The 21242-nt window shown below is 56.9% G+C and carries 23 protein-coding genes and 2 pseudogenes; 11 read left to right on the top strand and 14 right to left on the bottom strand.

Annotation, left to right across the window (positions count from 1 at the left end):
* Positions 1-381 precede the first annotated feature (381 nt).
* Entirely contained in the window at positions 382-1386 is a 1005-nt protein-coding gene (gene yejK, locus AACY52_RS17885; RefSeq protein ID WP_049709838.1) for a nucleoid-associated protein YejK, read from the top strand.
* On the top strand, positions 1386-1736 hold the full coding sequence (locus AACY52_RS17880; RefSeq protein ID WP_339417734.1) for a glutaredoxin family protein: 351 nt from the start codon (positions 1386-1388) through the stop codon (positions 1734-1736). Before yejK ends, AACY52_RS17880 begins: the two co-directional genes overlap by 1 nt.
* Here the strand turns inward: AACY52_RS17880 and AACY52_RS17875 are convergent, their stop codons facing one another.
* The 5 genes from AACY52_RS17875 to AACY52_RS17855 are packed head-to-tail and all read right to left on the bottom strand — an operon-like array spanning position 1737 to position 5497.
* Positions 1737-2714, bottom strand: a complete 978-nt coding sequence (locus AACY52_RS17875) for a FecR family protein (RefSeq protein ID WP_339560650.1) — start codon at positions 2712-2714, stop codon at positions 1737-1739.
* Positions 2711-3289: an RNA polymerase sigma factor gene (locus tag AACY52_RS17870; protein ID WP_339417860.1), complete on the bottom strand. Its 579-nt coding sequence runs from the start codon at positions 3287-3289 to the stop codon at positions 2711-2713. The genes AACY52_RS17875 and AACY52_RS17870 overlap by 4 nt, the downstream gene beginning before the upstream one ends.
* A gap of 7 nt (positions 3290-3296) precedes the next feature.
* On the bottom strand, positions 3297-3623 hold the full coding sequence (locus tag AACY52_RS17865) for a DUF3325 domain-containing protein (RefSeq protein WP_339417729.1): 327 nt from the start codon (positions 3621-3623) through the stop codon (positions 3297-3299).
* Complete coding sequence (locus AACY52_RS17860; protein ID WP_339417727.1) at positions 3624-5198, bottom strand: PepSY-associated TM helix domain-containing protein; 1575 nt, start codon at positions 5196-5198, stop codon at positions 3624-3626. It lies immediately after the preceding gene.
* Positions 5195-5497, bottom strand: a complete 303-nt coding sequence (locus AACY52_RS17855; protein WP_339417725.1) for a DUF3649 domain-containing protein — start codon at positions 5495-5497, stop codon at positions 5195-5197. Before AACY52_RS17855 ends, AACY52_RS17860 begins: the two co-directional genes overlap by 4 nt.
* A gap of 170 nt (positions 5498-5667) precedes the next feature.
* On the opposite strand from AACY52_RS17855, the gene AACY52_RS17850 reads away from it, so the two are divergent.
* From AACY52_RS17850 to fecA, 3 genes are all read left to right on the top strand, one after another.
* Positions 5668-6156: a sigma-70 family RNA polymerase sigma factor gene (locus AACY52_RS17850; protein ID WP_339560649.1), complete on the top strand. Its 489-nt coding sequence runs from the start codon at positions 5668-5670 to the stop codon at positions 6154-6156.
* On the top strand, positions 6153-7094 hold the full coding sequence (locus AACY52_RS17845) for a FecR domain-containing protein (protein ID WP_339417723.1): 942 nt from the start codon (positions 6153-6155) through the stop codon (positions 7092-7094). The genes AACY52_RS17850 and AACY52_RS17845 overlap by 4 nt, the downstream gene beginning before the upstream one ends.
* Before the next feature lie 91 nt (positions 7095-7185).
* Complete coding sequence (gene fecA, locus AACY52_RS17840) at positions 7186-9522, top strand: TonB-dependent Fe(3+) dicitrate receptor FecA (protein WP_339455524.1); 2337 nt, start codon at positions 7186-7188, stop codon at positions 9520-9522.
* 61 nt (positions 9523-9583) lie between these two features.
* On the opposite strand, the gene AACY52_RS17835 is transcribed toward fecA, so the two are convergent.
* Positions 9584-9994: an HPF/RaiA family ribosome-associated protein gene (locus tag AACY52_RS17835; protein WP_339417721.1), complete on the bottom strand. Its 411-nt coding sequence runs from the start codon at positions 9992-9994 to the stop codon at positions 9584-9586.
* A gap of 221 nt (positions 9995-10215) precedes the next feature.
* A pseudogene (locus AACY52_RS32275) lies at positions 10216-10416 on the bottom strand (LysR family transcriptional regulator); the annotation flags it as partial.
* Positions 10417-10666: 250 nt separating this feature from the next.
* On the opposite strand from AACY52_RS32275, the pseudogene AACY52_RS32270 reads away from it, so the two are divergent.
* Positions 10667-10890 (top strand): annotated as a pseudogene (locus AACY52_RS32270) (HAAAP family serine/threonine permease); the annotation flags it as partial.
* A gap of 228 nt (positions 10891-11118) precedes the next feature.
* A complete protein-coding gene (locus tag AACY52_RS17820; RefSeq protein ID WP_339417720.1) occupies positions 11119-11433 on the top strand; it encodes a DUF3509 domain-containing protein in 315 nt (104 codons plus the stop codon).
* On the opposite strand, the gene AACY52_RS17815 is transcribed toward AACY52_RS17820, so the two are convergent.
* On the bottom strand, positions 11430-11918 hold the full coding sequence (locus AACY52_RS17815) for a phosphate-starvation-inducible PsiE family protein (RefSeq protein ID WP_339417719.1): 489 nt from the start codon (positions 11916-11918) through the stop codon (positions 11430-11432). The genes AACY52_RS17820 and AACY52_RS17815 overlap by 4 nt on opposite strands.
* Positions 11919-12492: 574 nt before the next feature.
* Between AACY52_RS17815 and AACY52_RS17810 the strand changes: the two genes are divergently transcribed.
* Positions 12493-12759: a YebG family protein gene (locus AACY52_RS17810; protein WP_015371285.1), complete on the top strand. Its 267-nt coding sequence runs from the start codon at positions 12493-12495 to the stop codon at positions 12757-12759.
* Positions 12760-12894: 135 nt separating this feature from the next.
* Here AACY52_RS17810 and AACY52_RS17805 read toward each other — a convergent pair whose 3' ends face one another.
* Complete coding sequence (locus AACY52_RS17805) at positions 12895-13350, bottom strand: helix-turn-helix domain-containing protein (protein WP_181642782.1); 456 nt, start codon at positions 13348-13350, stop codon at positions 12895-12897.
* A 296-nt stretch (positions 13351-13646) separates the two neighbouring features.
* On the opposite strand from AACY52_RS17805, the gene AACY52_RS17800 reads away from it, so the two are divergent.
* Entirely contained in the window at positions 13647-14081 is a 435-nt protein-coding gene (locus tag AACY52_RS17800; protein WP_046072656.1) for a hypothetical protein, read from the top strand.
* Positions 14082-14789: 708 nt separating this feature from the next.
* Here AACY52_RS17800 and AACY52_RS17795 read toward each other — a convergent pair.
* From AACY52_RS17795 to AACY52_RS17785, 3 genes are all read right to left on the bottom strand, one after another.
* Entirely contained in the window at positions 14790-15098 is a 309-nt protein-coding gene (locus AACY52_RS17795; RefSeq protein ID WP_015885952.1) for a hypothetical protein, read from the bottom strand.
* A 29-nt stretch (positions 15099-15127) separates the two neighbouring features.
* Positions 15128-15730: a hypothetical protein gene (locus AACY52_RS17790; RefSeq protein WP_003192635.1), complete on the bottom strand. Its 603-nt coding sequence runs from the start codon at positions 15728-15730 to the stop codon at positions 15128-15130.
* Between the two features lie 80 nt (positions 15731-15810).
* Positions 15811-17361, bottom strand: coding sequence for an MFS transporter (locus AACY52_RS17785; protein ID WP_015885950.1), 1551 nt, complete (start codon positions 17359-17361; stop codon positions 15811-15813).
* Positions 17362-17476: 115 nt separating this feature from the next.
* Here AACY52_RS17785 and AACY52_RS17780 point away from each other — a divergent pair, with 115 nt between their 5' ends.
* Together AACY52_RS17780 and AACY52_RS17775 are read left to right on the top strand one after the other, a co-directional pair.
* On the top strand, positions 17477-18115 hold the full coding sequence (locus AACY52_RS17780; protein WP_003192639.1) for a TetR/AcrR family transcriptional regulator: 639 nt from the start codon (positions 17477-17479) through the stop codon (positions 18113-18115).
* Between the two features lie 836 nt (positions 18116-18951).
* Positions 18952-19560, top strand: coding sequence for an alpha/beta hydrolase (locus AACY52_RS17775; protein WP_003192641.1), 609 nt, complete (start codon positions 18952-18954; stop codon positions 19558-19560).
* 802 nt (positions 19561-20362) lie between these two features.
* Here the strand turns inward: AACY52_RS17775 and AACY52_RS17765 are convergent.
* Both AACY52_RS17765 and AACY52_RS17760 read right to left on the bottom strand, forming a co-directional pair.
* Entirely contained in the window at positions 20363-20647 is a 285-nt protein-coding gene (locus AACY52_RS17765; protein WP_032900782.1) for a hypothetical protein, read from the bottom strand.
* Positions 20648-21149: 502 nt separating this feature from the next.
* A partial coding sequence (locus tag AACY52_RS17760; RefSeq protein WP_339560685.1) for an IS3 family transposase occupies positions 21150-21242 on the bottom strand: 93 nt, incomplete at its 5' end.

Here is a 21242-nt window from a genome sequence, read left to right as displayed (position 1 = left end):
TATCAAATTCATATGGATTGCAGAGTGCAGTGTCAGCCGTCGAGCCCGACCGTCACGGCCTGGCACCCCCGGCTATAACCACGGAGATCGGGGTTATAGATGCTTGAAACGGGGATTGGTTCGACCTGACAGATGCTGAATGCACGCTTATCGCCGAGACTTGGCGTAAGACGGGGCAAAACTAGCACAGAGACGGGGAAATATCCGCCTCTACCTACCCATTTGGTCAGCTTTATCGCTCTAAACCGTGAAAAAAAGGTATAGGAACCGTCGGAGGGTACGCATAACCGCCTTCGAAGCACGTCTTGCCCAATGGGTGCGGTACACTGGGCGACTTTTTGGGGAGGGCGCACCGCTCCCCTTCAACCAGCCGAGAAGCCTATGCCGATCCGTCATTGCATCGTCCACCTGATCGACAAAAAACCCGACGGCACACCTGCAGTTCTTCACGCCCGTGACTCGGAGTTGTCCGAATCCGCTGCCATCGAGAACATGCTTGCCGACCTTAACGAGAGCTATAACGCCAAACAAGGCAAGGCCTGGGGCTTCTTCCATGCCGAGTCCGGCGCGCACCCGTTCAGCGGCTGGTTGAAGGAATATTTCGACGGCGGCCAGGATTTCACCACGTTCAGCCGCACTGCCGTCGAGCACCTGCAGAAGTTGATGGAAGAGTCCAACCTCTCCGTCGGTGGTCACGTGCTGTTTGCCCACTACCAACAAGGCATGACCGACTACCTGGCCATCGCCCTGCTGCACCACAGCGAAGGCGTGGCGGTGAATGATGAGCTGGACGTGACCCCTTCTCGTCACCTGGACCTCGGCCAACTGCACCTGGCGGCACGCATCAACGTCTCCGAGTGGCAGAACAACAAGCAGTCCAAGCAATACATTTCCTTTATCAAAGGCAAGAACGGCAAGAAAGTCTCGGAGTACTTCCGCGACTTTATCGGCTGCCAGGAAGGCGTCGACGGCCCGGGCGAGACCCGCACGCTGCTCAAGGCCTTCAGCGACTTCGTCGAAAGCGAGGACCTGCCGGACGAATCCGCTCGCGAAAAAACCAAGACCCTGGTGGATTACGCCAGCAGCCAGGCCAAGCTCGGCGAGCCGATGGGCCTGGAGGAACTCTCGGGGCTGATCGATGAAGATCGGCCAAAAGCGTTCTACGACCATATCCGCAACAAGGACTACGGCCTGTCGCCAGAGATCCCGGCTGACAAACGCACCCTCAACCAGTTCCGTCGCTTCACCGGCCGCGCCGAAGGCTTATCGATCAGCTTTGAAGCGCACTTGCTGGGCGACAAGATTGAGTACGACGAAGCCGCCGGGACCTTGATCATCAAGGGCTTGCCGACCCAACTGACCGACCAGCTCAAGCGCCGTAACTGATGCTCGGCGGGGTTTTCAAGAAAGTCCTGCTGGTGTTGCTGGTCGTGGTGGTGATCCAGAACTGGGGCAAGATCGAGCGGGTGTTCAACCCATCGCAGGTGGTACCAGAGCAGACCCGCGCCTCGGCGCGCGTGGTGCTCTATTCCACCGAGTGGTGTGGTTACTGCAAGCAGATCCGCCGGTTCCTGGACCAGAAGGGCATTGCGTACCAAGCGTTTGATATCGAGAAAAACCCCCAGGCGCGCAAGGCGTATAAGGCGTTGGGTGGCGGTGGGATTCCGTTCGTGGATGTAAATGGCACGCTGATCCGCGATTACAGCCCCGAGAAGATCATGGCTGCGCTGAAGTAATCAGCGCACCACGATCATCCGCCCCAATACCGTGTGCTGCTCAAAGCCAAGCACAGCCTGCAACGCATTCAACACCGCCTGCGGGTCTTTGCTCGGGAAGCTGCCGCTGACCCGTTTGGCGCCCGCCTCTTCGTTGAGCAACAGAATGCGTCCAGGATAGTAGCGCCCCAAGTCATTGATCACATCGGCCAGCGGCGCGTTGTAGTAGTTGAGCCAGCCGTCACGCCAAGCCAGGCGTGATTCGCTGTCGACCGCATGCAGAGGGTCGGCGACACCGTCGGCGTAGGTCACTTGCTGGCCTGCCGTAAGAATTTGCTGCGGGCCCTGCTTGGACGGTATGACGCCAACGCGCCCGGACAACACGGTTACCTCAGCCCCCTCCGGTTGCAGGCGCACTTCAAACTGCGTACCCAACACCCGCGCTTCACCGCTGCCCGCCTCCACCACAAAGGATTGCCCGGTGTGAGTTACGCTGAAAAACCCGGCACCGCGACGCAACTGGATATGCCGCTCACCCTGGCTGAAATCCACGGCAATGGCGCTGTCGGCATCGAGGGTGATTTGGGACTTGTCGGCCAGCGTGAAGGTTCTGACCTCCCCCGGCGCCGTCATGTAGTCGGCGCCGAAGTCATCGACCCAGCGCGACGGCTGCCAACCGGCGCCCATCGACACCATCAACACCAGACAGGCGGCCATTGCCAACGCGCCAGACCAACGCACAACCCGTGAGCGCTTCGAGGTGTTCATCGCATTGAGATAACCCTGCAAGGCCATGGCCTCTTCATCCGCCAGTTTGCGTGCCGGCACTTCGCTCAACTCCCACAGCACCTGTGCCTGTGCATAGGCCTCGACGTGCGCGGGATCGGCGCGCAGCCAGTGGCTGAACGTGGCCTGGTCGCCGCTGCTGGGTTGGTCATGCAACAGGCTCAGCCAAGCCAGTGCGGCCTGCTCCTGCGCGGGCGTGGGGGTGACGTTCACGGTGCTTTCCCTGGCGTGCGTGGGGGCGATGGTTCGCGAAGGCTGGCTTTGCAGGCTTCGAGGGCACGCATCATATGTTTTTCCACGGCACTTTGGGACAGGCCCATGGCCTTGGCGATCTCCGCGTATTTGCGGCCGTGAATGCGGTTGAGCAGGAAAATCTGCCGCGTGCGTTCGGGCAAGCTGCGCAAGGCGGCTTCGACGTGGCGCAAATCATTGCCGGCTTCCAGCGCTGCCTGCGGCTCGCAACCCTGATTGTCCTGCTGCTCGGGCAGCCAGCCTTCGCTGCTGCGCACCCGCGCGCTTTCGCTGCGCAGGTGGTCGATGGCAATATTGCCGGCGCAGCGCAACAGGTAGGTGCTGAGTTCTTCGACCTGCACCAATGGCCGGCGCCAGAAGCGCAGGAACAGGTCCTGCACCAGGTCGGCCGCCGTGGCGCGACATCCCACACGGCGGTTCACCAAGGCCTCCATCTGCGAACGCTGGGACAAAAACACCTGCAGGAAATGCGCACGTCCACCTACCGCGTCAGCGTGCGGGCTGTCCTGGGACTCGGGTGGGGTGCTGATCATCAGGCTGAACTCAAAGAGTGGCAAAGGCCGCAACAGGGCTGGCGAGCAGGCCGACGCCCGCCAGGATCAAGGCCAGCCTTGGCCGATACGGCAACAACAGCACCAGCAACAGCGCACTGAGCATCAATACCGCGCACCATTGCACAAGGCCCTGGCCCCAACCCGCGATATTCACGGCGGGCCAGATCGACACCGTCAGCAGCACCCACCCGGCCACACGCAGGGCCAGCCGACGACGGGGCGATGGCTTGCTGTGCAGCAGTTCGCCGTGATGTCGGTCGGTAGACAAGCACAATGCGGTGAACCCCCCGTAGCACATCAGCAGTGCGAGCAGCATTCAGTTCGCCTCCCGCTTGAGCGTCAACCGGCGTGCGCGTTCAGGCTTGGAGGCAGGCACCATACGCTGCTGCATTTTCCAGGCGGCCCAGGCCAGGAACACGCCGCTGGCCAGGCAAGTCAAGTCGAAGCCGGCCATGGCCCAGTCGCCCGTTGCCAGGGAAACGCCCAGGTGATGGGAGGTCGTGAGCGCATTGAGCAGTGGAATGGCGATAAACAGCAGCGCGCCAGCGCTCAACTGTTCGATCCACCCCTGGCGACCGCGGCGCAGCATGGCGTGCACCAGGCTCAGGCCCCAGACGATAAAGAAGGTTTGCACTTCCCAGTCGGAACGCTCGGCGAAGCTCACCGGCAACAAACGGTTGGCCCAGAAAAACGCCGCGATGGCGATCATCAGTCCGGACATACTGGCGATGTTCAGCACTTCCACCAGGCGCAATTCAAACGGCATCACCGCGCTTTTAGCGTGCTTGAGCTGGCGTTTGCCAAGCCAGATCACCAGCCCGGTGCCAATCATCGCCGTGCCCGCCAGACCACAGATAAAGTACAACCAGCGCAGTACCGGGCCGGCGAAATGGCCCATGTGCAGGCCATAAAAACTGCCGCCGATCACGGCGGGCAGTGACTGCTCACCACTGACCCGCAACAGCTCGCCCGTGTTGCCGTTAAAGGACACCGTGCTGCCGAAATCATGCACCACGCTGTCAGAGCCGGCGCGAAACACATTGACCGAAGCGTTCACATCACTGGGGTTATTCACCGCCACACGCCCGACATGTCCACCCGCCCACTGCTCACGCGCCTGTTCGTACATCGGCACCAGCGGCTTCAACTGCCCAGGTTGCCCGAGCGCCGGTGCATTGTTTGTCGCCGGGAACACCTCACTGAAGAAGGCGCGGGTGTCGTTGCCATACGAGGCCAGGATCGGTGCCGGCATCACCAGGCTCATGAAAATCACCAAGCTGCTGTAGGTGATCATCAGGTGAAATGGCAGCACTAACACACCCACCGCGTTGTGCCCGTCGAGCCAGGAACGCTGGCCTTTGCGGGGGCGGAAAGTGAAGAAGTCCTTGAAGATTTTCTTGTGGGTGATGATCCCGGTGATCAGTGCAACAAACATCGCCATCGCGGCAATGGTCGACAGCCAGCGGCCCCAGGGATGCGGCATTTGCAGCTGGAAGTGAAAGCGATAGAAGAACTCGCCCCCCATGCTTTCACGGGCCTGCACTGCCTGGCCGGTGACGGGGTCGAGGGTTTTCTGGATAAAGTTGCCACGCTTGCCGGGGTCGACTTTGTCTTGCCACATTACCGACAGGCTGGGGTCGCGGCTGTCCGGCAGGGTGATAAACCAGCGGGCAGCGGTCGGCGCGACGTGCTGCAGATAGGTTTGAGCGACGTTCAGGCTACGCGCATCGTCCAAGGGACGAGCCTGCACTTCGGGCTGCATCCAGTGGCTGATTTCGTCTTTGAAATACGCCAACGTGCCTGTCAGAAAAATCGCAAACAACAGCCAGCCGAAGATCAATCCAGCCCACGTGTGCAACCAGGCCATGGCCTGTCGAAAGCCCTCTTTCATGTGCGCGCCATCCAAAAGCCCACGCCCGCCAGCGTGGCAAATGCTGCGCTCGGCAGCATCACGCCGAACCAGGCGCGTATGGCGCTGCGGCAGGCGAAACACCAGAGCACGGCCAGCAGATAGAACACGAATGAACTCATCATCCCGGTGATCACAGCGTCGGCACGCGACGTGGGCATCCACAGCGCGAGGCAGATGCTGGCCAGTGAAGCCATCAGGTAACCGCCCACCACAGCAGCCAGTACGCGCGAGGTCACAGCGAGACGATAGGAGACAGGCAGCGAGGTTTTGCTTTTCATGCGAGAGGCGCCAGGTTCATCAGCACGCGATATTAATGATAAATATTCTCATAAGCAAAAGAGAACGGATGAAACACCTGTGCAGATGGATTGCCGAAGCCCGCCATGCGCTCTACAATGCGAACAATTCTTGTTCTCTAAAGCATGCCGATGCTTGCGGAGCGTTCCCGTTGAGCCCGTCCACTACCGTCGAAGTTTTGTACAACGACCATCACCACTGGCTCACCGGCTGGTTGCGACGCAAACTCGGCTGCCCGGAAAGTGCCGCCGACCTGGCTCAGGACACGTTCATCCGCGTGCTCACCGCGCGGGAAACGCCAACGCTGATCGAACCCCGCGCGTTCCTCACCACTGTCGCCAAGCGCGTGCTGTTCAACTTCTACCGTCGCCAAGACCTGGAACGCGCCTATCTCGATGCCTTGGCGCAAATGCCCGAACACGTTGCACCGCCGGAAGAAGAACGCGCGATCATTCTGCAAACCCTGGTTGAACTGGACCAACTGCTCGACGGCCTGCCCACGCAGGTCAAGCGTGCCTTCCTGCTGGCCCAACTGGATGGCCTGACCTACGCGCAAATCGGCGCTGAGTTGGGCATTTCCATCGCCACTGTTAAACGCCACTTGAGCAAAGCGGCGATGCGCTGCTACTTCGCCCTATGAATTTTTCCACGCACGTCGCCGAACAAGCCGTGCATTGGCTGATGGAAATGCAGCAAGGCGCCCTCAATCCACGCCAGCAAGCCGCCTGGCAGCAATGGTTGAACGCCCACAGCGAACACCAGCGCGCGTGGGACCACATGCAGCGTGTCAACCAGCGCCTGCGCGGCATGCCGCTGCCCCTGGCCCACGCGGCACTGAACGCACCCACCTCCACCAGCCGACGCCAGGCCCTGAAGCTGCTGCTGATACTCGGCGCAGGCTCGGCCGCCGCCTGGAGCCTGTGCCAGCAACCTATATTGCCGCCGCTGAGCGCCGACTACCGCAGCCCCGTCGGCCAGCGCCGTAAGGTACAACTGGCGGATGGCAGCCAATTGCAGCTCAATACCGCCAGTGCGGTGGATGTGCATTTCGACGGCCAGCAACGCCTGATCCGCTTGCTCGAAGGCGAGATCCTGCTGACCGGCGCCGCAGGCAATACGCCGCTGCAGGTGCTGACCGGCCAGGGCCTGCTCAGCAGCCAGGCGGCGCGTTTGAACGTGCGTCAGTTCAGCGATCACACTCAACTGTCGGTGTTCGAGGGGCGCGTCGACGTCATGCCCAATACCTATAGCGGCCTGCCGCTGACAGTCCAGGCTTCGCATCAGGTCAATTTCACGCGCAAAGGCTGGGACACCCCGCGCCCTACCGACGCCAACAGCGGCGCCTGGGCCGACGGCATGCTGGTCGCGTCTCACATGCGCCTGGAAGATTTCCTCGCCGAACTCGGCCGTTATCGCCGTGGCCAGGTTAATTGCGACCCACAGGTGGCCAATCTGCTGATCTCCGGCAGCTATCCACTGGACAACAGCGAACGCATTCTCGACCTGCTGGAAGTGAGCCTGCCGGTCAACGTTCGGCGGTTTACCCGCTACTGGGTGACCGTCCAGGCCCGCGCCTGAACTTTTTCTTAAAAACGATGAGCCGTTTTCCACACCTCGTGTGACAGAGAAGGAAAGCCACCTAGATCCTTCCTTCTCAGGACCGCCCGTCATGCCCCAGCAACCGACGCTTCTCGCCCGCTCACTGCGCCAACTCCTACTCGGCGCCAGCCTGAGTCTTACCGTACTGCCTCAGGTCATGGCCGCCGACGCCAAGCCTTTTCACATCGCGCCGACTTCGTTGGAAGCCGCACTGAATCAATTTGGCCGCGAAGCCGGCGTGTTGATCTCCTTTGGTTCCGAAGTGACGGCGGGCATGCAGAGCCGTGGCTTGACGGGCAACTACAGCGCGGCTGAAGGCCTGCAAAAACTGCTGGAAGGCACCGGCCTGCAAGCCCGCGCCGAAGGCGACAATGCCTACAGCCTGCAACCGGCCACTGCCCCAGCCAGCATTGAGCTGGGCACCTCCAGCGTGGTCGGCGACTGGCTCGGCGACGCCGCGCAAACCAACGTCTTCGAACACCCCGGCGCCCGTGATGTGATCCGCCGTGAAGAATTCGAACGCCAGGGCGCGACCCAGGCCAAAGACGTGCTCAACCGCATTCCCGGCGTCAACGCCCCGGACAATAACGGCACCGGCAGCCATGACATGGCGCTGAACTTCGGTATTCGCGGCCTCAACCCGCGCCTGGCATCACGCTCCACAGTGCTGATGGACGGCATCCCGGTGCCTTTCGCGCCTTACGGCCAGCCACAGCTTTCGTTTGCACCGATCAGCATGGGCAATATGGATGCAGTAGACGTGGTGCGCGGCGGCGGCGCTGTGCGCTACGGCCCGCAAAACGTCGGCGGTGTGGTCAACTTCGTGACCCGCGCAATTCCGGATGCGCCCACCGTCAAAGGCGGTTTGCAGACCGAAACCAGCCCCTCTTCCAGCCACGACGGCTTCAAGACCACCGGCAACCTGCTGGCGGGCGGCACTGCCGACAACGGCCTGGGCGGGGCGATTTTGTACTCCGGTACCCGTGGCGGCGACTGGCGCGAACACAGCGACACGCAAATCGACGACCTGATCCTCAAGGGTAAATACCAACTCGACGACGCCAACAGCTTCAACGCCATGGCGCAGTACTACGAAGGCCAGGCCGATATGCCTGGAGGCCTGAATGTCGCTAACTACAAGGCCGACCCGTACCAGTCCACCCGCCCCTACGACAAATTCTGGGGCCGCCGTACGATGTTCAACATCGGCTATCGCTATGAGCAGGACCGTCGCGAATTCACCGTAAACAGTTTCTTCACCAAGACCCTGCGCAGCGGCTACCTGGACCAGGGCACGTTCCTCTCGTTGTCCCCACGTGAATATTGGGTACGTGGCATCGAGACCCGCTTCGCCCAAGGCTTCGACCTGGGCCCGACCAGCCATGAAGTCGGCGTCGGTTACCGCTACATCAACGAGGCTGGCCACGAACTGCGTTACCGCACGCCGATCGCCGCCAACCAGCAAATCCCCAGCACCGACAGCCGCAACGACCGCGACACCCGTGGCGGCACCGAAGCCAACGCTTTCTTCGTCGATGACCGGATTGATATCGGCAAGTGGACCCTCACCCCGGGCATTCGCTACGAGATGATCGAGTCCCAGCAGACCAACAACCTCACCAACGTCAAATACAAGGGCGACTACAACACCGCGCTGCCGGCGCTGAACGTGCTCTACCACCTCACTGACAGCTGGAACCTCTACGCCAACACCGAAGGCTCGTTGGGCAGCGTCCAATACAGCCAGATGCCCAACCGCGTGACCAGCGGCGAAGTGAAACCGGAAAAAGCCCGCACCTGGGAACTGGGCACCCGCTACAACGACGGCACGTTGCGTGCAGAAATCGGTGCGTTCCTGATCAACTTCGACAACCAGTACGAAAGCAACCAGACCAACGACTCGGTGATTGCCCGTGGCGAAACGCGCCATCAAGGCATCGAGACCAGCGTCAACTATGCGCTCGACGGTTTGAGCCCGGCGCTGGCCGGCTTTGATGTGTATGCCACCTATGCCTACGTCGACGCCACCATCCGCGAAGACGGCCCGAACAAAGGCAACCGCGTGCCGTTCTCGTCCAAGCACAAGGGCACCCTGGGCGTGGGTTACACCGAAGGCCGCTGGAAGCTCAACCTGGACAGCAGCTACCAGAGCAGCCAGTTCGCCGACAACGCCAATACCCAAAAGGAAAGTGCTGACGGCGCAAACGGACGCATCCCGGGCTACCTGTTATTCAGCAGCCGCGCGGCATATGACTTCGGCCCGCAGTTGTCGGACTTGAACGTGGCAGTCGGCGTGAAAAACATCTTCAACACGCAGTACTTCACCCGCTCGTTCGACGATAACAACAAGGGCAAATACGTGGGAGAGCCGCGTACGGTCTACGTGCAAACCTCCATCGCGTTTTAAGACTGAAACGAAAACGGGCCTGCAAATGCAGGCCCGTTTTTAGTGGGGTGTGAAAAAACTGTCAGCTGTTAAGTGCAGCATTTTCGTTTTCCAGGAATTCCTCTTCAAGCGCGTCATCGTTCACTTTATTGACCGACAGGTTTTTACCGGCAGCGCGCGGCTTGCCTTGCAGTTTGCCAAACAAATGTTCCAACGCATGGTCCAGCTTGGTGGCTGCACCGTCGATCGCCTGTTCCAGGGTATCGGCCTTGTGTAGTACCGAAACCGGCTGGTGGCCTTTTGGCCGTGCTTCCAGGCGGCAACTTAAATCGTGGGGACCGGGCTTATCCCCGTTCTCATCTTTAAGGTAGACCTCAACGCGGGTCAGGTCTTCTTCATAACGTTCGAGCGTGCTTTCAATGGTAGTACGTACCCACTCCTCCAGTCGGATGCTGCTTTCAATATGGTTATCGCTATTGACTTGGATTTGCATAGTTTTTCCCTTATTTCAGCTAGCTCGCGAGAGGTCACGACTGCTTTACCAGGCAGGTAAAACCATGACCTCTTGATTACACAATTGGGCAGTCCGCGAAACAATTCAAGCCCTTTGCAAAGATAAATCACACATTACAAATTAAGTCTGACAAGGATCAAACACGCTGTTATCTTCGGGAGTTGGGTACATCTTCCTACGCTCCCAATTCCCTACAATTGCCCTTCTCCCAAGGGGTGCAATCCGCGAAAAATCATCGCTTCTTCCACCAGCCAATCATGGACTGCCCGCACGCCCGGATGGTTCAGCGCACCTGGCGTGATGTGTAGTTCTTCAGCGCAGCGGGTGAACGACAAATGCCGCGCCGCACTGGAAAAAACGTGCAGCCAGACGTAAGTCTGACCATGGAGGGGTCGGGTCATAGCGTTTAGTGCTGCTAAAGGTTGTCTTAGGATAATTCGTGCAAATGGCCCTGCGCGATGACGGCAAACACTTTATTTCCCTCGACCGGGTGATCCGCACCCTGCTCTATTTCTTTGCGGTCTTCCGATCCTGCTTGTGTACAGCGTGGCGCTCACCAACACCCTAGGCAGTTTCATGGAGCACCCACAGCACATGACCCCGCTGCCGCGGGCGATCCTGTCGCTGGTACTGATCCTCGGCCTCATGGCCATCGTGCTGACCTGCTGGGCCGTGGACACTTTCAACCCGAGCATTCTGGGCATGATCGAGACCATGGGCGGGCCGATCATCGCGTGCCTGCTGCTCCTGATGCCAATGTACGCAATCCGCCGCGTGCCTTCCCTGCGCCAGTATTCGGGCCAAGTCTCGAATGTATTTTTGGGAGGATCGGGCTGATTGCGCTGTCTGCGATCGTTTTTTCAGTACTGCCCTGAAATAGCCCACAACGCCCATTCAATATGGGCGCGGGCGAGCAAGCCCGCGCCCACATTGACACCTCACTGGCTGATAGACCGCCACACGGCACGCCCCTTGCTGTACAGCTTACGAAGCAAACGGATCTTGTGACGCTTCAGCGACGAAGTGGCCGGTGGTCAGGAGACACGAACTAATCCCAACACCGGTCGTCAATGACTGCATGTTCTTATCAGGCGGTACGCACCATGGACAATCCTTTTCAGATCATCACCGACACCTTCACCCCGGACTATCGGGTCAACCTGAGCATCCAACGGTTGGACGGCAGCATTATGCTCACCCTCTCCAATGACGACGGGGTGGTGGCCAAACGCATGATCAGCGCCGAACAGCGCAACGATCCAAAGCGGCTGAAGCGTCTGGTGCAGAGCATCCAATTCGGTATTGCCATCGAACAAGGCCACAGCGCCATGGAAATCCTCGCCGTGATGACAGATGGCGATCACACAGTGCTACAGCGACTGCCCCCCCGTCCCCTGCCCTTCAGCGCCGGGCTTTAAAGCTCGCCCTTCTCGGTTTCCAGGCTCGCACCACCCTTGCGACGCGGGCCTTCGACCTTCACCGACGGGAACGCCGACGACGCGTAGCGCACCACTAGGATGGCGAACGCCAACAGCAGAATCCCGCCGCACAGGTAGATGATTCCTACGTCTGGTGGGTTGTGGTGCGACACGTTGGAAATCAGCAGCCGCGTCAGGGCGGTGATCGCCACGTAGATCAGGAAGCGCACCGGCATGTGGTTGGTCTTGAAATAAATCCCGACCATGGCGCCCAATTCCAAGTAAATGAACAGCAGCAAGATGTCATCAATCTTGATGTGCCCGTTCTCCAGCATCCCCAGAAATTCCATCACCGCTGCCCAAGCGGTCACCGCACCAATGGCGAACAACGCCAGGAAGTGGAACGACTCGACAAACAGATTGCCCAGGGACTCGGCCAGACCATGTACTTGCTGGCGCAGCCTTTCGGCCCAGTTGATTTTCACGATGATGCTTCCTTAGGTCGACTCGACCGGATAATGCGGGTTGGACGTGACGGTTGTTCTGCTGTTGCATGCAGAAAAAAGGCCAGGGCAGGTATGAGATGGTGGCCGGGTGACATGAGGCACGCTTAACCTGTATTTACCGGCTACATTAAAAACTGCTATCCAAACCCCACGGTTTGGCTTACTCTTTTTGCTGTATATAAATACAGTAGTCGCAAAAGACAACTATCGTGAAGGCATGTGAGGTGGTGAATGGCCGTCGAAGTGGTATACCGCAGCAGCCGAGATCTGGAGCGTTTGTTCATGGTTTTGCGGGCTAGTGGACTGCCTAGATAGCCATTGGTCGGGGATGGGTGCCTCTAAAACTGCGGTGATATCAGTAGCCTACGCATCCAAATGGCGAGAGATTTTCCTTCGAAACCAATTACCTTGCCTAGTTTTCGCTTTTGCCACCCTGCCTAGTTAGCTCGTAGGACTTTAGTGAAACAGTTCGCAAGATTCATCGGCCAGCATTTGCTTTGAACAAATGCTTCCTCATACACACTGGACAAACAGACAGACGACGAGGCCAAAAATGGCAGTTGAGACTCTTTATCGCAGTACCCGAGACCTGGAGACTACTTTTGTGGACCGCAAACTCGCTGATGCGCATGATCAAATGCTTGAGCTGGCGGAGCTGCTCACGGACACACTGATGAAGCATGTACCGGGGATATCTGAGAAACACGCAGAAGATGTGAGCATCTACATGGCTAAAAATCGCTCAGTGTTCGCAGCAGCTTTCAAAAACAATGTGGGCGCTTTGAGCGAGCTTACTGAAGCCGCTGGGACTGAAGGATGAAATAGGTCTGGGCCTTCGAGCGGGCGTGATTGACCGTTTAGTAAGCGCTTGGAGCTTATGCAAACTAAGCTCCAGCGTAATGGGACTGTTTGGAATATTTCTAAGATTACAACCCCCTCGGGAGTGTTTGGTAGCTCATCGCTTAAGCCAATAACGGTCGACTGTGGCGCGACTGACACCCAGTCTACGCACGATCTCCATTTTTGCTAATCCTTCGGTTTGCAAAGTCTGGATGGCCAAACGATTATCTTCTGCCCGCTTTCCACGTACCCCGCGGCTCGCGCCATGATTGATAACACTACTCAGCAGGCCAGCTCCGAGCAGTCGGTTTAAATCACATTCTTGCTGATGCCGATAGGCTTCCAATTCGACCCCAACCATGCGCGCCTCCACAGCCATAAGCAAAAGGCTTTGGGAGATGCCCAGGCACTCGCATAAAGAATAGAATTTGAGAACGGAAATGGCCTGACGCCCTTGTTCGACCTTGGCAAGATGATCTCGATTTAGGACTTGTGCACAGCCCTCTCGACTGAGCCCAGCAGCAACCCGGACTTCCCTTATGACCTGCCCTAAAGCCTCCAAATAATCCATCTCTCTTCCGTGTACTCACAAAAGAGAGAATAAAGCCACGCTTTGACGCATCACATCGTGGGGGTATACCATGCATATATAGCGCGAAAGCTTGGAATCCTCATCCTTCCAGGAACGTTCTACAAATCCTCAAACACTCACAACGCAGTCGAGATGCGTACTGCGATACCGAATGTTTTTTCACTGTGGGTGTACGAGCGGCACGGACTGAATCGGGAATGGGTTGGCAATTGATATATATACTTGACCCTGCAGAACGTAAAGTTTTCACCAGGACACACTGTGAGCTAGAGGGGGTGGGCTTTCTTATCACCATTACCTCAGCCCAGACAGGGATGAGTGATCGCGCCGCGATGGTCAGCTGTGCGTATGAACTTCAGTACTATCTGAATGCTGCTCCTGACGTTGTGATCAGTCATGTGCAGATGCTATGCCCACCAGCCCTGACCCGCTCCGACAGATGGAGTTTGGAAGATCTGGACCAAATTATTTGCTTCCAAGGCATAGCAACTCAAGAAAGTGCCGTTGTATATCGCACCTCTCACGGTGTTTACAAAATGGGAGAGCTGGACCTTCGCAAAAAAAAGACATCACAGGTGTGGTTCTCGAAAAAGCGCTTGGAAAATCACCTGCCTCGGATTTCAGTGCCGGTTCCCAGATCAGCCAGTCACCAGATGTACGCTCCCCTCTACCTGAGGCGCAAGTCGACGAAAAGTCCCAAGTTCGCTTAAGTCTCCGTTGGTACAGCTGGGATTGTTACCTCCGCGGCTGTGATTCACATCAATACTGATGTCAGCACCGGCGCTTAGAATGAATTGATGCTGATGTCAAAGCGACTGAGGTCCTTACGCGCCAGTGCGCACTTGTGCCCAGCAAGGTGCGTAACTGCATAGACTAGACGTAAGTGTTGATGCTGACGCCGGATTGACCCAATTGCCGACGCAAGACTGTCCCATCTCTAAAACTGCAACAATCGAGCACAGACAATAATTCACGAGGAGTCAGACTGGGTCAGTGAAATCTCGGCAACTGGTTCAACTCTGCGTGATTGCATGGACTTGACCACTCATTTGCATCCGTGCAGACCAACCGTTTGCATTCGACTTGACCAGCACACGCCGTTGTGAAGATCGGCAGAGAACGGCCAGAAGCAGTCATCCCGTGATCACTCTACAACCTCCACGCGCAGTATCAGCCAAAAGAGCATCAACGCAGTGAGGAACAATACGGTGTGAGCGGTTTATAAAATGCTCTATTGCACAAGCGCGCGGATGGGGATGGATAAGCTGGCATATTTGAGGGTGTGCTGCTGAAAGCCGACGCGATTTTTGCAGAGGAACTCCCTGAAGAGCGGTTTAGATGCCTATTGAGCTGACCGTCGGGTCGTTGTTCGCCGCAATCCGACTTCTGGGCACTTTGCGTGAGACCAGCGTGATGGTTCAGCCTCCAGATGATTCTGCATCGCACAAAAGCTCCAGCAAGTCATTCGCCAGGGCCGCCGCTTCTTGTCGATAGTCGGTATTCCAGCGGCTCGACCAGTTAATAGGCTTTCCCTCATCCTCCCAATGCGCCAACGCAAGCCCGTTGAGTATTTCAAGCTCGAACCAAATACGCTGCCAGGCGACGGCGTCCTGGACTGACGCTGTGTCTTTCCACTGGAATTCTGTTTGCGCGACAAATGCCGCCCATGCGAACACATCTTCTGAGGCTCGCTCGCCGAGCGTTCGGAAGTATTTCGCGCTAGCCAATTAACGATTCCTTGTAGTCGTGCACCTGTCTAGTAAATGTCCATCCCCGGATACAGAGCTTCAGGTGGATGATAATCGGGGTCCTCAAACCTACTGTTCTGGTAATAGGTTTGGGCCGTCGGTCCATCACCGTTGTAGGTCACCTGCGGATTCGGCGTGAGATGCCAACCGTTTCCTTCTGTGTCGCGCTCAATCAGCGATGCGTACACCCTACAGCTGCCTGATGAGCCGGATGTCAGCCTGAACTGGTAATAGAGTCCGGCTTGGGGAGTAAACTTCGTCGAGATGTGGCAGGAGCGAGTGCGTGACCCCTCCCAGAAAAGATCCACCTGCGTTTCGATACCGGGTCGGATCCGCGTTTCGTAATAGTCCCATGTGAGGTCTTGCCCTGCCTTGGGCATGCCCACGTCTTGTGTATGGGTGAACGGCAGGAGGCCGGTGCGAACAGCGCCGCCCGAACGTTTACCGTTTTCGTATTGGTATACTTCGGCATGTTGCGTGTAGTCGACGATACGTACCCAGGCAGGATTGGGCTCGTTTTCGGGCGCGGTGAAGTAGTTGGTGTGGGGCAAATACTGGCAACCTGCGAACAACGGCAGCGTCAGGAAACAGAGGGTACGGCGAATAGACATAAAACAGTCCTTAACGGGATTGTTGTACAGACCACAGAACTGCAGGTGAATTTCAAGGCTGGCTCCACTCTGAAGCAAAGTCAGCCGCCATCTGTGTGTTTCGGTGGGGGCGATGGCAAGGTGTCGGCCTCAAAAGAGGTGATTAACAGCATCAGGGCCACCAGTGCACAGGCGAGCCCGGAAACCATCATTGCCACATGAAACCCGTGCTCCATCGCGGGAACAAAAAGTGTAGAAACAATCAGCGAGTCACTTGATGCCACACCATGAGCAATCACATACCGCGCAATCTCAGGCGCTTTGGCTACCCCTTGATCACGCAACGCGGCAGCTAGCACTCGTGACGCCTCGCTGCTCATGAGCGTGCCCAAAAAGGCGACGCCGATTGTCATGCCCATCTGACGCAACGCGTTCATCGTGGTAGAGGCCACCCCCATACGATCAATCGGTGCGGCGGTCATAACCGCCATGCTGGTGGCAGGTACTGCGAGACCGGCTCCGAGCCCCAGAAGCCCGAACAGGGTGCCCACAATCCAATAAGGGGTATGTGCTGTGAAGGTCACCATGGTAGACATCGCCAGCGCCGTCACGCCATAACCGGCCACCAGAAGTCTTCGCGATGTCATCACTGCGCTCAAGCGCCCGTACAAAATCGACACGCAGCCGGTGACCAGAAACTGCGGCATCATTCGCCAACCCGTTTCAACCACCGACAAGCCTTGAATCGTCTGTAAATAGATCGAGAAGAAGAACAGGCAGCTGTAGTACGAAAAACCCAGGGTAAAAGAGGCCAGGTTGACCACGGCAAACGAACGCCTGCGAAACAGCGAAAGTGGCAATAACGGTCGATCTACACACCGCTCTACAAACATAAACAAAATAAACACCACCAGGGCAACTGCCAGCGCCGCTATGGGTATCAAAGAGTTCAAGCCCGGCTGGCCGATACTGATGAGCCCATAAGTCAGGCTGGCAAGACACACGACGCTGAGCACTTGCCCTGCCGGATCCAGCGCTGTGCGCGCTTGTTGTTTGTGCTCCCTGATCCCCCAGATGCCCAGGCCTATGGCAATCATCCCAAGAGGCAGGTTGATAACAAAAATACTCTGCCAACCTATGCCATGGAGCAACAAGCCACCCAGCAATGGCCCCAGGATAAGCGCCAATGCACTGAACGCCGACCAGCCACCAATGACGTGAGCACGCTCTTCAGCGTCTGGAAATGCATGGCTGAGAATTGGCAGGGCACCCGGGATCAGAAGCGCACCGGCGACTCCCTGCACCGCCCTCCCGAACAGCAGTAAATCCAGGTTGGATGCCATAGCGCAAACTGCTGAGCCGACAGTAAACACCCCTACACCTGCCAGCCAGGCCCGCTTATGCCCATAACGATCGGCGATTGGCCCCGAAGACAGCATGAAGGCTGACAAACAGATCGTGTATGCATTGACGACCCATTGAAGACCGGAAATATCCGTTTGCAACGCGTCTTGCAGTGTCGGTAGTGCCACGTTCACGACGCTGATATCCAGCGTAGCGAGAAACGTGCCGAGGTAGGCTGCACATAGCGCCGCTATGCGGGGAAAGCGGCGGGTGACCGGGTTATCTGAGGCGGAGCGATCAATGTTCATGCCTCATGATATTTGCCGACTGACCGTCGGTCAATGGATCATTCAACTTTTTCCCACCTCGATTGGTTCCCTCCTTTACACTGATTTCCTTTGACGAATTGTTTGAAACGAGACGATGAAAACCAAAGCCCCCGTAAAAGCTCCGGCGACAGAACGTGCTCCCAAGCCCCGGACCAAACCCGCCGAAGTACGTCTTGATGAACTGATGGCGGCAGCCGAGAAGCTTTTTCTAGCTCAGGGGGTCGAGGCCACCACGATCAACGAGATCGTTGAGTCAGCTCAAGTGGCCAAGGGCACGTTTTATCACTACTTTTCTTCCAAGAACGAAATGCTTGACGCTCTGGCCGTGCGCTATACCGAGCGCTTCATGCTCAGCCTGGACAATGCAATGGCGCGCTGCGCTGCCGATGACTGGGAAGAGCGTCTTCGCGCCTGGATTCACGCCAACATCGAAACCTACGTCAAGACATATCGTATCCACGATATCGTCTACGTGAACCACCACCATCATGATCGTGCCAACGGCTCGAAGAACGCTATTCTCGAGCAATTGCTTGCGATTATTGAAGGGGGCAAGCTGGCCGGCAATTGGGCGCCAGAACATCCGAACGTTGTGGCATTGCTCATTTATGCGGGCGTCCATGGCGCGACTGATAACATCATCGCCGCTAATACCGAGGACTTCGCCCCGTTTGCCCATGCCGTTGCTGATGCTTGCCTGCTGATGTTACCCAACGGCGTCAAACAAGCCTGATCGGAGGCGGTGCTTCGGCCAGAAGCAGACGCTCGCCAGTATATTTTGGTGCCTTATCGTTCTACTTGGCGTTGCCTCAGGATATCGGTGGCTGAAGGGAGCTACCATGTGCCTCGTAACCGACCGGGGCACATGAAATGCTCAGGCTTGCCTGGCTGGAAAGGCGCTGACCTGGCGCTATGCATACGTCCCCCCGACATCTCACGCCTGTAGGCGCGAGCTTGCTCGCGAAAACCCATCAGCCCTCCAACTCGCCAGCCCGATAAATCGCAGTGTGATTGTGAGCCACCCACGCCCTCGACGGTTTGGTTTGTTAGGATCTTTACAGGTAGGTCGACTGACTTAAGTGGACGGTTACGCTGACATTTTCGCATGATCGGAAAAGCGTACGACAACGGTATACCAAGGAAGCTGCTTATGCGCAGACGTCACCTAGGAGCCATCCGCCACATCCAAATCAGTGATCCATTGCCATTGCCGCCTGTGCCGCAAAAAACACGACTGCATCGCTTCTTGCGGCAGGGCGAGTTTGCCGAAATCAGGCCTTGTGTCACTCATGCGAAATTGGCCCTCACTTGACCACTCGTTTGCATCGCATTTGACCAGCCATTTTCAACGGAGTGACCAGCACGAGTCGTGGTCATTGACGGCCACGAATTGCCATCAGCCCTAGATTACAACCGCATTGCCGATGGCCGCGATTGGACGCATACCACGACACGCGTTGCAGGGAATCATCCAGATCGCTCAATTTATCAGCTGTGACATCCTCGCCGGCCGAAAGCAGAAAGTGTAGTATCAGCGACCGATCAATCCGCTGATCTCTGATACCCAATATGCATGCAGCCAACAGAACATCGAACCGCTATGACGGTAAACACGTTGTAATTGTGCATGGTTATACTGCCTCGCCCAATGTGAACTGGTTTCCTTGGTTGGCGGAGGTGCTACGGGAGCAAGGCGCGCAAGTTAGCATTCCAGCTATGCCTGATTCGTTCAATCCTGATCCAATAAAATGGGCATTGGCGTTGCAGCAATCACTGCCAGCAGCTGACACAAACACGATCCTCATAGGGCATAGTCTTGGATGCATCGCTGCTCTACGGCACTTGTTGTCCTTACCCGCACACACCCTAACTGGCGGAGTCTTGCTGGTCTCCGGCTTCGATAGAACGGTGTCTACGTTGCCAGAGCTACACGCCTTCACAGATGCACCGCTGGACCACGCGGAAGTTTGCCGTCGTACACAGAAAATCATCTCGCTGTTTTCCGACAACGATTCAATTGTTGAGCCGGCAGCATCTATCGAACTGTCCCGCAACCTCAAAGCCGAGCAAGAAGTCGTTAGTGGTGGGGGACATTTTCTCGACCGCGAGGGATTTGTACAGTTTCCAGAAATATGTACGGTTATTGCGAGGCTTCTTGGGCACGAGACACAGATTTAGCCGCTGGCGTATCCACGGGACACGCACTCGTTACTGCTATGTCTCGGCGAAGTTCACGCTCCAAGCCGGACGCTATTACCAATTCATGCTGACATCCGGTTCGGGCGGGACATGTACGTTGTATCCGTCGCTGATCGAACGCGACAAAGATGGGACCGGATGGCATCTGACTCCCAATTCTGAGGTGACGTACGAAGGCGAGGGGCCTACTGCCAAAATGCATTACAACAATAGTCGTTTTGAAGATCCCGATTACCACCCACCTGCGGATCTTTATCCTGGCATCGATGTTAACTGAAGGGCGTGTGACTCACGCCTAGCCGATGGCTGCCACTTACGGATCAATGTCAGGGGATATTTTATGGGTGCCAGGACGTACTGGCTCAGCGAGAGCGAACAAGCGTCGGAGAATCTCTTTGCATGGTCGGCTTTTGTCGCGCAAACCATCGCGCAAATTCTGCACTGAACCATCCACGAAAGGTTCGAACGAATCCAAGCCCAAGCCGTTCTGGTCTCGGCGTGTAAAAGACGCAATGGCAGTTTCGGATCGGACGCTGCCTAGGGCATTAGGCAACCTTGACAGCTTTAAGTGCAACGTCGAGCTGCGATCTGGCATTCGACTCATAGCGGCAGGCGAGCAGTCAAATTACCGAACTCTACAATGTCCGAAACGGATTCCTTCTGAGGCCTTGAGGGCTGCAACGTCTTGCGAGCGATCATCGGAAGGGGCTCCTCTTGATCAGTTGCGGTTCTCACTCGTCTTTTAACGCCGAGTCAGGAACAGGCCCGGTAGCTGCTCTAGCTACCATGTAATCCGATCAATTTCCTCTTGGTTCATCGCACGCCAATCAGTCTGGTGGATACCGTAATCAGCTTGAGCGTACTCAAGTGCCTCCTCCAGCGAAAGCATCAGATGGTCCCCTTCAATCTGCTGGCTGGTGTAATCAATGAAGCGAATCTCCATATAAACCGGTGGTTCGTCCTCACCCTCAACCTCGAGACCAAACAGCACGATAGCCGTAACACTGGGGCGATACTCACAAATGCACCGCACCTTGGCAAAGAGGTACAAGGGGGGCTTTTTCATATAGGGACTCCTTCACTGCTCAAGTGGGGCATGGGGTACAAGCGACAGCACAGGGTCGGTTGCAGCCTATCTCTACCGGCAGCTGACGACCCACAGGTGTCAGCAACCAGAGTCAGAGCGGAGGCCGGGGCTCGCGTCGTATAGCCATCGCGTTCCTGGCTACCACACCAAGATGGGAAATATATCGTGCCGCGTACTCACGACATAAGACTCCAATCCATTTTTCTCAGGATGGATTTGCAAGATCATTTGCGTACTGAAGGTGATGGTGAAAACCCCAAAACTATCAATTGAAAAAGCTTCTACATCGTGGTTTAGAAAGTCGAAAAGTAAAGGGCTTGTGGCAGCATCTTCACCATGCCCCCACTTGCATACCCTATTGATATCACAAGCGAATGGGCACTGAATTGTAACCGTCCGGGCAACACACCTTCCTGACACCGTCGCTTTAGGCGATGGTGTCCACCCAAATATGATCTGACCCCGAAATGTTGGACGCCTTCTATGCCCGCCGTGCTTGAGTCCTGTATTCCACAGGGCTCAGGCCACTTAGCTTCAGCCTGATTCGCGAATGATTGTAGTAGTGTATGTAGTC

The sequence above is a fragment of the Pseudomonas sp. EA_65y_Pfl1_P113 genome (assembly GCF_963970525.1).
GTDB classification, from domain to species: Bacteria; Pseudomonadota; Gammaproteobacteria; order Pseudomonadales; family Pseudomonadaceae; genus Aquipseudomonas; species Aquipseudomonas tritici.
Note: the sequence above shows the minus strand (reverse complement) of the source record. Positions and strands in the feature narration are given on the sequence as shown.